This window comes from Nitrosomonas communis (assembly GCF_024102715.1).
Classification (GTDB): Bacteria; Pseudomonadota; Gammaproteobacteria; order Burkholderiales; family Nitrosomonadaceae; genus Nitrosomonas; species Nitrosomonas communis_B.
In genome coordinates this window covers 25,530-37,826 of the sequence record NZ_JAGFJM010000089.1, presented here as the reverse complement: position 1 = coordinate 37,826, position 12,297 = coordinate 25,530, and the positions used below count along the sequence as shown (strand labels likewise).

Here is a 12,297-nt window from a genome sequence, read left to right as displayed (position 1 = left end):
GTCGTAGGTATTGGTATATTTCAAAAAATTTGACCCTATACACTTTAAGGTAATTATAAGATATCTTGCTAAAAAATTTCTGGAATCATTGCGTGTGCCCTGCTAGTAATTCATACCGTATTTCAAGTAGTGCGATCTAGCGCTTATGCGGCCTCATGATGCCGTTTGACCTGCTCTACCCGTTTCTCATAGGCTGTACGTGCGATGCGAACATCTTCCAGAAAGAGGGGTAATTCTTTGAGGAGTAATGCTTGAGGACCATCAACCAGGGCCTTGCTGGGTACCGGGTGGAAATCAACCAGCACCATATTGGCGCCTGCGATAATTCCCTGCGCGGTAGCATGCATGATATCCAGTATGCCATCTGCTGAGCCAGCGCGCGTGCCTACTGAATGGGAAGGATCAATACAGACCGGCATCCGTGTCAGCCGCCTGACTACAGGCACGTGGGCAAAATCGACAAAATTACGGTGCGGGTCACCCATATTGGTTTTCATGCCGCGCAAACCAAAAGCCACCTTTCGGTTTCCTTCCGACGCCAGGTATTCTGCTGCATTAAGCGATTCATCCAGGGTAATGCCAAAACCACGTTTAATCAGTACTGGAAAATCCTGCTGGCGGCCAACGATCTTTAATAACTCGAAATTCTGCGTATTACGCGTGCCAATTTGCAGCATCACACCAGTTGAATTGCCGGTCTGGTAGAGCGCTTCCCGAATTTCCTCGACATGCGATTCGTGCGTAACCTCCATGGCAATCACTTTGATCTCATACTTGCCAGCGAGATCGAATACATAAGGCAAGCAGGCTTTGCCATGTCCCTGGAATGAGTAAGGGCTGGTGCGCGGCTTATAGGCACCCATGCGGGTACAAACCTGGCCATGATCACGTAGCACCTTCATCATTAATTCTACATGCTCTAGTGTATCGACAGCGCATAGCCCGGCAAACACATTCAATGTATCTTGGCCAAAACGCACGCCGTTGTAGTCGAAATAGGTCGGGCGATCATCATTTTCGTGTCGCCCAAGAATGCGATACTCTTCAGAGATACGCACTACCCGTTCGACACATGGAAGACTTTGCATGTCTTCAACTGATAATGCTTTGGTATTGCCGATCAGATAGACTTCCGTCAGTGTCTGTTCAGTACCCACTTCAGTGTGGACGCGTATGGTAATACCTGCGAGATTAGCAAGGTGAGCGAGCAATTGCTTATATTCAGGGCTGTCAGAAAGTGTGCCCGGTTTTAGAATAAGAATCATAATGAATGCCTGATATAGTTTCTTAAAAGAAAAGGTAACAATGATTCGATGCTGATTCTAACTGAAAACAGAATGGCTTGCCATTATCTGTGCAACTATAGATCTGGCCCACCTATCTAATGTTAAGATGTATTTTATAAGGCATTATATTTAAATGATGCTATTTATTTGTCGACGGTATTATTTAGCTAATTGAGCACGTCTTGGCCAAAAATACAAAAACCGTTCCACACTATTTCGAACATGATGCCGATGTCGGCATCATCGGCTGTGGCTCGACAATTGAACAAGCATTTGAAGTGGCCGCTCAAGCAATGTTCGCCATTGTAACTAATCTTGATACGGTCCAGCCTGATGTCTCTATCGCTTTTGAGTTTGAAGAAGACGATCTCGAACTTGCTTTGGTAACTTGGCTAAATCTGCTGTTGGGGAAAGCGCGTGAATTGGGGATGATTTTTTGCCGCTTTCATGTTCATCACCAAGGTAAGCTATGGCATGCTGAAGTACGAGGTGAAAAATGGCATGCAGATTTAGAACATGGTGTTGAAGTTAAAGGTGCAACTTTGACGATGCTTTCAGTCAAGCAAATCGGTGCAATGTGGGAAGCGCGTTGCGTGGTGGACGTATAAGAAGGAGGAGGCATAAGATGGACTTGCAGCAATTACATCAAATTCAGCCTTATCTATGGACACTACCACTTAAACCCGGAGAGGTGCGGGGAGAGGTATTGCTCTACGGCAGCGCTCCCTTGCTGGTGAGCATGGATGATAAGGTGCTTGAGCAAATAGCCAATGTAGCGCAGCTGCCTGGTTTGGTGGGTGCTGCCATAACCATGCCGGATGCGCATTGGGGTTATGGCTTTCCCATCGGTGGGGTCGCGGCATTTGATGCTGAACAGGGCGGCATTATCTCCGCTGGTGGTGTCGGCTTCGATATTTCCTGTGGTATTCGTTGCTTGCGCAGTAACTTGAGGTTACAGGATGTGACACCACGCCTGTCGACCCTTGCTGATAGATTATTCCAGACTATTCCGGCGGGTGTGGGTGAGGAAGGTGCGCTCAAGCTGGACACGAAACAGCTTGATCAGGTTCTGCTTGGTGGTGCGCGCTGGGCGGTGCAGCAAGGTTATGGCACAGAAGCAGATTTAGAGTATATCGAAGAACAAGGTTGTGTGACAGGCGCTGTGCCAGCAAATGTTTCGGAATTAGCCAAGAAACGCCAGCGGGGTGAAATGGGTACCCTTGGATCGGGTAATCATTATCTTGAAGTTCAAGTGGTCGATCGTATTTTCGACTTTGCTGCTGCAGAGGCTTTTGGGTTGCAGGAAGGTCAGATTATTATTTCGATTCACTGCGGTTCGCGCGGATTGGGGCATCAAATTGGCACGGACTATCTTGTCATGCTTGCCAAGGCTGCCGGCCGCTGCGGTATTCATTTACCCGATCGTGAACTGGCATGCGCGCCGATCAAATCGCTGGAAGGGCAGCAATATATCGGTGCAATGAATGCTGGCATCAATTGTGCGCTGGCTAACCGGCAAATCTTGGCGCATTTGGCCCGTGAAACATTCAGGGAGGTTTTCCCGAGCAGCGCACTCGAGACGTTGTTTGATGTCTCGCACAATACCTGCAAGATAGAAAAACATGAAGTTGATGGTCGATCACGATTGCTGCATGTGCACCGTAAGGGCGCTACCCGTGCCTTTGGCCCAGGGCATGCCAGCTTGCCGAAGCGCTATCGCGCGGTAGGTCAACCGGTGATTATTGGCGGGAGCATGGGGACGGGCTCTTACGTGCTGGCGGGAAGCAGTGGAAATCCTGCCTTCGCCTCATCCAGTCATGGAGCGGGTCGGGCCTTGAGCCGCCATCAGGCGCTATCACGTTGGCAGGGAAAGCAGTTGATCAGCGAGCTTGCCCAGCAGGGTATCTTAATCCGTTCGCGTTCCATGCGCGGGGTGGCAGAGGAAGCGCCCGGCGCCTACAAGGATGTTGATTTGGTCGCCGAAGCGACAGAGCAGGCAGGACTTGCCCGCAGGGTTGCTTTTCTGCGACCTAAGGCATGTGTAAAAGGATGATTTTTTCACAGGAGGTCTCATGTATCAAAAAATCCTGGTTCCGGTTGACGGCAGCACCACTTCAGAATGCGCGCTGCAGGAGGCCATCAGGCTGGCGCAACAGCAGCGGGCGCAGTTGGAACTCGTGCATGTATTTGAAGATGTTCTTTACTGGGTCGATGAAAGCTATATCAATTATGCTGAACTGCAAGAAACCATCAGGGCGAGTGGGGAAAAAATACTGACTCAGGCACAAGCGCTGGTGCGGCAAGCGGGGTTGACAGCTGAAACAAAATTGCTTGAAGCAAAAAGTCAACGGATTGCTAACATCATTGTGGCAGAAGCCGAGCGTTGGCAGGCCGAGCTGATTGTCATTGGCACTCATGGTCGGACGGGTTTCAGTCGCCTGGTATTGGGCAGTGTCGCTGAAGGGGTGGTACGCACGGCATCGATGCCTGTTTTATTGGTTCGAGGAGGCTAACGCGCGGTGCCGGACAAGTTGCTGTAGCAAAATGCAGCATATTGATAACTAAATAATTCATCCGATATGAAAGTGACGTTAACTAGCGGAGATGCACTCGTGATCGTCGATATGCAGAATGATTTTCTGCCGGGTGGCAGCCTGGCTGTGCCGATGGGTGATACCATCATTCCGGTGATCAATCGCTATCTGATGTTTTTTCATGATCATGGCCTACCGGTTTTTGCAACCCGCGACTGGCACCCATCGGATCATTGTTCTTTTCAGCAACAAGGCGGCCCATGGCCCTCGCACTGCATTGCCACTACAGCAGGGGCGGCGTTTCACCCAGATATCGAATTTCCTCTTAATACTCATGTCATTTCCAAAGCAGTAACGCGAGAGAAAGATGCCTATTCCGGTTTTACTGACACACAGCTCAATGCTTTACTGCAGACATTGGCCATTCGCCGCTTGTTTATTGGCGGCATTGCCACTGATTATTGTGTGCTTAATACGGTCAAAGATGCATTGCACTACCATTACACCACTTTTGTGTTGGAAGATGCGATCTGTGCCATCGATCTGCAGCCAGATGACGGTTTAAATGCACTCAAGGAAATGGTGCGGCTAGGCGGGATGCTGATTCAATTTGAGGCGCTCGTTGCATGAACCCGTTTTCCAGTCCGCTACTTGCTGATCTTTATCAGTTTACGATGCTGCAAAGCTATCTTGAGCAGGACATGCAGGAAACAGCTGTCTTCGAGTTGTTTATCCGCAAACTGCCGCCTGGCCGAAATTTCATGGTGGCAGCTGGATTGGAACAGGTGCTGGATTTTCTCGAAAACTTGAAATTCTCACCTGAGGAACTCGCCTGGCTGGCCACACGCTTTCGCCCTCCGCTTATCGATTATTTTGAACAGTTTCGTTTTAGCGGCGATGTGCACGCTATGCCAGAAGGCACCTTGTTTTTTCCCAACGAGCCCATCCTGCGAATAACCGCGCCGCTACCGCAAGCGCAATTGATCGAATCACGCCTCATCAATCTTCTTCACTTCGAAACGCTGATTGCATCCAAGGCCGCCCGGTCGGTATTGGTCGCACCGGGCAAGTTATTGGTTGATTTCGGTATGCGTCGCGCACATGGTGCCGAAGCAGGATTGCTGGCGGCACGGGCAAGCTATCTGGCAGGATTTTCCGGCACGGCTACCGTGCTGGCAGGTGCGCTTTACGATATTCCTTTGTTTGGAACCATGGCGCATTCCTACATTCAGGCGCATGCAGACGAGATGACTGCCTTTGAACACTTCGCCCACGCCAATGCGGATAACGTCGTTTTGTTGATTGATACCTATGATACCGAGGCAGCTGCCAGTAAAGTGGTTGCGCTCGCGCCAAAACTTCAGGCAGCGCATATCAACATTAAGGGCGTTCGCCTGGATAGCGGCGATTTGGCGGCCCATGCCCGCAACGTGCGCCAGATACTCGATCAGGGCGGTCTGCAGAGTGCAACTATTTTCGCTAGCGGTAATCTGGATGAATACCGGCTGCAAACCCTGCTGTCATCCCAGGCGCCGATAGATGGTTTTGGCATCGGTACCGCACTGGATATTTCCAGCGATGCACCGGCTTTCGACTGTGCCTATAAGCTGCAGGAATATGCGGGCAAGCCGCGCCGTAAACGCTCAGAAGGCAAAGCAACCTGGCCGGGAAGAAAGCAGGTATACCGCTTTTACACTACACAGGGCGAAATGAGTCATGATGTTGTGGCACTGGAGGAAAATGATCCTTGTGATGGGCGACCACTGCTAGAGCCGGTCCTGCTGGCAGGACAACGCATTCAATCGAAAATATCCTTACACGACATCCGTCAGCGGACAGTGGCAGGTTATAGCCGTCTACCGAAAGCCATGACTGCTCCTGCGACTGCACTTGATGCTGCACCGTCCTATCCAGTTATCATTTCTACTGCATTGCAGGATCTGGCAAAACAGTTTGATGCCGAGATGATGACGCGTTTGTAACAAAAGAAAAGAAGCATTAAAGCTGCGATATTCGTCCAATTTGTTAATTAGATAATCGGCAAATAATGGATGCCTTGAAAATTATTTTTTCTGGGACGGCTCATTGCCTGCTGATTGAGTTAGCTACCCTCTCTACCATGCGCATCAAGTAGAAGATTTTGCTTGGGAGCGTGCGATGCCGCAAGGGGTCGAAGGAGCCGGGCAAGACTGCACTGATAATAGGAGAATATTATGCAATACAACTTCATCCCCCTTGGATTCATCGCATTTGGTTTGTCTGTTTGCGCAAGCGTAGCCTTGGCTGAATCCAAACCTATCATTCCTGCTTGTGCTTATCAGGATATCGATGTTAAAAAATATGGCTACGTGCCCTTCCAGAATCCTCCGGACATTCATTCCAGCAACGGCGTGCTGACAACCAGTCTCAATGTCCAGTACACCGATCCTGCCGCTACTTCCATCGGCGGATGCCCGGTTACCCTGCGTAGCTACAATGGCCAGCTGGTTGGTCCCACTTTACGCGTCCGGCAGGGGGATGTCATCAATCTGTTGCTGAACAATCAATTACCCAAGGAGACTGCTGAGGAAGTTCAGGCGCAGTTTGAACAAGAGAGCAGAAACGCTTATCTCAATACTGTACCCGCATCTTTCAACACCACCAACATGCACTATCACGGCCTGCATGTTTCCCCCACTGGCAATAGCGATAATGTTCTGCTGGATATTGCCCCGCAAAGCCAATTCCAGAATGAGGTGAAGTTGCCGGCTAGCCATCCGATAGGTTCTTACTGGTATCATGCCCATGCCCATGGCTCCACATCTATTCAGGTAGGTAGCGGCATGGCGGGCGCTATCGTCATAGAAGATGATGCCAAGACTGCACCAAAGTCACTGCTTGCCGCCAATGCCAATGAGAAAATATTTGTGCTGCAAACTATTCTTTATGACCAGCGAGGAGAACTCAATAACATAACCAGTCTTTTTCCGGGTCCGTCCAAGCCCACACCCAAAGACTGTCACGCAGCTGGTAATAAAGACACTTGGCCGTGTTCGCGCCGCCGTATCACCATCAACGGGCAGATCGTTCCTGTCATCAGCATGAAACGAGGTGAAGTCCAGCGCTGGCGTTTGATTGACACCGCCTTCCGTGAGTCGATCGCTTTCGTGGTAGAGGGCCATGATCTGCATGAAATCGCCTTGGATGGCAATTATTTGGGCCGCGTTGACAGTTGGCAGGCGGGAACGCCGATCGATCTCCAGCCAGGCTACCGCAGCGATGTCTTGATCAAGGCGAGTATGAAAGCGGGTGATTACCGCATCATCGATCGGCCTACCGTGGCAGCTAAATCCTTGCGGCAGGCAGACGAGCCTGAGAATCTGCTGGCAATTCTGCGAGTAACTAATGAGACCAACGACATGGCTTTGCCGACCAGCGAGGAAATGGCACCGTTGGCGCCGTTTGGCGATATTGATCTGAGAAAAACAGCCTTGGGTGTGCAAGAGGTCGTCTTCAAGCTCGGCCAAGACATGAATGGTCAGAAAAACTACTTCCAAGTCAATTACCGCGCTTTCAGTCCCAGTCATGTGCGTCAATTGCCACTGAGTGCCACCGAAATGTGGTCACTGACGACAGCAGGCGACCCAGCGGGCGTGTCAAACCCTATCCCTCCTTTGCCGCATGTTTTCCATATCCATGTCAATCCATTTCAGTGGGAGCGGAAAGGGCCAGACGGCGCTGATGAGTTGGTATGGAAAGATACGTTACTGGTACAGGGGCCTGCTGTTACCAACATTTATACGCAATACCAGGACTATATCGGCAAGTTTGTGATGCACTGCCATATTTTGGACCATGAGGATTTAGGCATGATGGAAGTCCAGCAAGTCGTTAACACGGTAGCGGGCGGAATTGCGAATTCGCATTCCCATTAGGCCCGACAGCAAGGAAGTTTTGATGCAACCCTTTTCCTGCCTGAGAGGGTTGCAGGATCAACGTATTGCTTTTCGTTTATCCCATGGTGCGCGGTATTCACGCGTGCACTTCTCCGGACATCTGCTTCGGCTCTGATACGTCATGTGCTTACATGATGTATCGCTTAAGCAGTCCTGCCTTAATAGAATAGAAATTTTAGAAGTACAGCCGACAAACTGTGATGTACGGACACAGAGTCAAGCATAGCTTTATAATCTGACTAAACCAAATCGGTGTTATCCTAAAAACCATGGATGATTCCTATTTCACCACGCCAATTGCCCGGCATGTCTGGGAAACTAAATACCGCTATCGTAACAATGCGGTGGTGTATGACGCCACGATTGCTGATAGCTGGCGGCGCATTGCGTCTACCCTGGCGGCAGGAGAAAGTAGTCGGGAATATTGGCAAGCACGCTTTTACGACATTCTGCATAATTTCAAATTCCTGCCAGGAGGCCGTATCCAGGCTGGGGCAGGAACTACGCACAAGGTCACGCTATTTAACTGTTTTGTCATGGGCGCCATACCTGACGCGATGGATGGCATTTTTAATGCACTTAAGGAAGGCGCGCTGACAATGCAACAGGGTGGCGGTGTCGGCTATGATTTTTCCACACTGCGCCCGCGCGGCACGCAAGCATACGGTGTCGGTTCCGTGGCATCCGGTCCGGTTTCTTTCATGCGTATCTGGGACAGCATGTGCGCTACTATCCTTTCTACTGGCGCCCGCCGCGGCGCCATGATGGGGACATTACGCTGCGATCATCCTGATATTGAGGAATTCATTGCTGTCAAGCAGGACCGCACTCAGTTACGGCACTTCAATATTTCTGTATTGGTCAGCGATGACTTTCTGACTGCAGTAGGCAAGGATGAAGACTGGTTATTAGTCTTTCCAGCCGGTGAGCATGCAGTGGCAGGTGAGGTGGTGCTGCGAGATTGGCCGGGTTACCAGCATCCTGTACCTTGCAAGCTATACAAGCGCATTCGCGCCCGCATGCTATGGGAAAAGATCATGCGTGCTACCTATGACTATGCTGAACCAGGGGTACTGTTTATTGACCGGATCAATCAGCTCAATAATCTTTATTATTGCGAAAGGATACATGCCACCAATCCTTGCGGTGAAGTGCCGCTGCCTCCTTATGGTGCCTGTAATCTCGGCTCAATCAATCTCACGCAATTCGTTAGAGAGCCATTCTCGGAGCAGGCGCTGCTGGATATGACAGGAATTGGCGCCACCGCGAGAAGCGCAGTGCGCTTGCTGGATAATGTGATCGATATGTCGAATTTTCCGTTGGCCGGCCAGGCTGCGCAGGCGCGTTCTTCACGCCGCATCGGCTTGGGAATTACAGGCCTGGCCGATGCGTTAATGATGTTGAATCTACGTTATGGCAGCCAAGCATCATTGCAGATTGCGCAATCAGTCATGCAAACCGTGTGCCATGCCGCTTACCAGGCTTCTGTGGACATCGCCCGCGAGAAAGGATCATTTCCATCCTTTCATCCGGATAAATATCTTGCTGGCACTTTTGTCCGCACCTTGCCCGAAGCTATCCGCAATGGTATTGCGCAGTATGGTATCCGCAACAGTCACCTGACAGCGATTGCGCCAACAGGCACGATCAGTCTGCTTGCCAATAATGTTTCCAGCGGCCTGGAGCCAGTTTTTGACAGTGAGTATAGCCGACAGGTATTGGGGTCGGATGGAAATTACTCGGAATATCATGTGGTTGATTATGCGATTGCTTGCTGGCGCAAGATGCACGGTAACGCGTCTTTACCTCCCGCGTTTATCAGTGCCCATCAGCTGTCACCAAGCGATCACTTGCAAATGCAGGCAGCTATTCAGCCTTATGTTGACCAGGCGATTTCCAAAACGATCAATGTGCCGACGGATTATGATTTCATCGCGTTTCGTAATCTCTATCAACAGGCTTATGACCTTGGTTTGAAAGGTTGTACCACCTTTCGTCCTAATCCGGTAACTGGCACCATTTTGAGCAGAATAACAGAAGAACAAACGGCACCACACTGTTGTGGTTTAGAACGTGAAGCGGACTGATCTCATCACATCATAGGAGGAAAGCATGGAATTCGGCATCGTAGGGTTGGGGCGAATGGGTGCTAACATGGCGCGTCGTCTCGCCCGGCAGGGCATAAAAATCGCAGTGATGAACCGCACCTTCGACGTGACCGAGGCATTGGTCAAGGAAACCGGACACACTGCCTGTGTGGATTACCCGGCGCTGATCGCTGCGCTCAAAGCACCACGCATTGTATGGCTGATGTTGCCAGCCGGTGAAGTGACCGAAACGGCGCTATCGGCATTACTACCCTTGTTATTGCCAGGCGATTTGCTCGTAGATGGCGCGAATGCGCACTACAAGGATGATATGCCGCGCGCTGCACGTTGTGCGCAATTTGGCGTCGAATTCGTCGATGCCGGGGTGTCGGGCGGGGTATGGGGACTGGAAAACGGTTATTGCATCATGTTTGGCGGATCAGATGCGGCTGCAGCACGCTTGCAGCCGTACCTGCAGGCGCTTGCGCCGACACCGACGAGCGGCTGGCTACATACTGGCCCAGTCGGTTCAGGGCATTATGTGAAGATGGTGCACAACGGTATTGAGTACGGCATGATGCAAGCCTTTGCCGAGGGCTTTGCGTTGATGAAGGATAAGCCCGGTTTTAATCTGGATCTTGCGGCCATCTCCGAGCTATGGCGGCACGGCAGCGTGGTACGCTCGTGGCTGCTCGATTTATCTGCTGAGTTTTTAGCGGAAGATCAGATGCTCGCTACGATTGAACCGTTCGTGGCCGACTCGGGCGAAGGCCGCTGGACGGCGCTGGCTGCAATCGAGCAGGGTATCCCGGCACCGATCATGACGCTCGCGTTGGCGATGCGTTTCGCCACACAAGGTAACAACGACTACGCCGCAAAACTGCTGGCTAAAATGCGGCAGGGTTTCGGCGGTCATGCGGTCAAGGAGCATTGAGATGAATGGCCCGCAGGAGCGCCAATCGGAGAATTTGCCATGTTCATTCGTGATTTTCGGTGCAACCGGTAATCTCGCCTCGAGCAAGCTTTTGCCCGCGTTGTTTCATCTGGAGGTGGCTGAGCGGCTGGCGAAAAACCTCACTATCGTTGCTTTCTCACGTCGCGACTGGACGCTCGACAGTTGGCGCGAACATATGCGCGGCATGCTGGCTAACCAAGTCAAAAACAGACTGGAGGGTCCAGTATTCGAGCGTTTCCTCGCCCGCTTCCATTACCAGCAGGGCGATCTCAATGATGTGGAATCCTACCGCGCACTAGCGGCCAACTTGCCGCCCGAATCAGCGTGCTCCCGTACGGTGTTCTATCTGGCAATTAAGCCCTCGGAATTTGCCGCGGTGATCCAGAACCTTGAAGCGGTTGGACTCAACCAGCCGCGCGGCCTGAACCGGGTAGTGATCGAGAAACCCTTCGGCGAAGACATCGAGTCCGCGCAGGTGCTGAATCGTCTATTGCACCAGCATTTCGATGAGGAACAGGTTTACCGCATTGATCATTTTCTCGGCAAGGAAACAGTGCAGAACCTGCTGGTGTTCCGCTTTGCTAACACATTGATTGAACCGTTGTGGAATCGTAATTTTATCGATCATGTGCAGATCACGGTGGCTGAGTCGATCGGCATCGAAAAGCGCGCCGACTACTACGATCGTGCCGGTGCCTTGCGCGACATGTTGCAGAACCATCTCATGCAACTGATGACTGTGGTGGCGATGGAGCCGCCGCCCGCGCTCGAGGCGGATGCGCTGCGCGACGAGAAGGTCAAGGTATTGCGCTCGATCCGGCCGATTGCCAAGCGCGCGGTGCATGCGCATGCCGTACGCGCACAATATGCGCGTGGCAATATCGACGGACAGGCAGTGGTGGGCTATCAGCAGGAGGAGAATGTCGAGACCAATTCCCTCACCGAAACTTTTGTTGCCGTCAAGTTTTACATCGACAACTGGCGCTGGCGTGGCGTGCCGTTTTATTTGCGCACAGGCAAAAGACTGGCGAAGCAGACTTCACTGATCGCAATCCGCTTCAAGCATCCACCGCAACAGCTTTTCCGCGAGACGCCGCTGGAATCCATCGCACCGAACTGGGTGTTGCTGTCGATCCAGCCCGAAAAATCGATGCGCTTGGAAATTCACGTCAAGCAGCCGGGCCTCGACATGGATACGCGCGTGATGCAGCTGAACGCGAGTTTCCTCAAAACTGACGAGCAGGCGCTCGATGCTTATGAAACGCTATTACTCGACGTGATCGAAGGTGACCGTTCGCTATTTATCCGTTTTGACGAGGTGGAATGGGCGTGGCGGGTTGTCGATCCCATTCTGAAACATTGGCTGGTCGAGCGCGAATTTATTCCAACCTATCCGGCCGGAAGTTGGGGGCCGGCAGAAGCTAACCGCCTGTTCGATAGCGACGATCAGACCTGGCGCAATGAGCTGTGAATGTTTGGAGGTAATCTGAGTCAGTTGTC

The 12,297-nt window shown here is 51.5% G+C and carries 10 protein-coding genes; 9 read left to right on the top strand and 1 reads right to left on the bottom strand.

The annotated features are described in order from the left end of the window. Window positions 1–143: 143 nt before the first annotated feature. The gene (locus J5I83_RS08595) at window positions 144–1,265 is read right to left on the bottom strand and encodes a 3-deoxy-7-phosphoheptulonate synthase (protein WP_304054996.1); all 1,122 of its coding nucleotides are present in this window, start codon (window positions 1,263–1,265) and stop codon (window positions 144–146) included. A 203-nt stretch (window positions 1,266–1,468) separates the two neighbouring features. Here J5I83_RS08595 and J5I83_RS08590 point away from each other — a divergent pair, with 203 nt between their 5' ends. The 9 genes from J5I83_RS08590 (at window position 1,469) to zwf (ending at window position 12,268) form a co-directional block, all read left to right on the top strand. Further along, on the top strand, window positions 1,469–1,894 hold the full coding sequence (locus tag J5I83_RS08590) for an archease (RefSeq protein WP_304054993.1): 426 nt from the start codon (window positions 1,469–1,471) through the stop codon (window positions 1,892–1,894). 17 nt (window positions 1,895–1,911) lie between these two features. Next, window positions 1,912–3,339, top strand: a complete 1,428-nt coding sequence (locus tag J5I83_RS08585) for an RtcB family protein (RefSeq protein ID WP_304054991.1) — start codon at window positions 1,912–1,914, stop codon at window positions 3,337–3,339. Window positions 3,340–3,358: 19 nt separating this feature from the next. Further along, entirely contained in the window at window positions 3,359–3,799 is a 441-nt protein-coding gene (locus tag J5I83_RS08580; RefSeq protein WP_304054990.1) for a universal stress protein, read from the top strand. A gap of 66 nt (window positions 3,800–3,865) precedes the next feature. Then, entirely contained in the window at window positions 3,866–4,450 is a 585-nt protein-coding gene (locus tag J5I83_RS08575) for an isochorismatase family protein (protein ID WP_304054989.1), read from the top strand. After that, on the top strand, window positions 4,447–5,802 hold the full coding sequence (locus J5I83_RS08570) for a nicotinate phosphoribosyltransferase (RefSeq protein WP_304054988.1): 1,356 nt from the start codon (window positions 4,447–4,449) through the stop codon (window positions 5,800–5,802). The genes J5I83_RS08575 and J5I83_RS08570 overlap by 4 nt, the downstream gene beginning before the upstream one ends. A 231-nt stretch (window positions 5,803–6,033) precedes the next feature. Continuing rightward, complete coding sequence (locus tag J5I83_RS08565) at window positions 6,034–7,734, top strand: multicopper oxidase family protein (protein ID WP_304054987.1); 1,701 nt, start codon at window positions 6,034–6,036, stop codon at window positions 7,732–7,734. A 290-nt stretch (window positions 7,735–8,024) separates the two neighbouring features. After that, window positions 8,025–9,842, top strand: coding sequence for an adenosylcobalamin-dependent ribonucleoside-diphosphate reductase (locus tag J5I83_RS08560; protein WP_304054986.1), 1,818 nt, complete (start codon window positions 8,025–8,027; stop codon window positions 9,840–9,842). A 25-nt stretch (window positions 9,843–9,867) separates the two neighbouring features. Continuing rightward, window positions 9,868–10,776, top strand: coding sequence for a phosphogluconate dehydrogenase (NAD(+)-dependent, decarboxylating) (gnd, locus tag J5I83_RS08555; protein WP_304054985.1), 909 nt, complete (start codon window positions 9,868–9,870; stop codon window positions 10,774–10,776). A gap of 1 nt (window position 10,777) precedes the next feature. Then, entirely contained in the window at window positions 10,778–12,268 is a 1,491-nt protein-coding gene (gene zwf, locus J5I83_RS08550) for a glucose-6-phosphate dehydrogenase (protein WP_304054983.1), read from the top strand. Window positions 12,269–12,297: the final 29 nt, after the last annotated feature.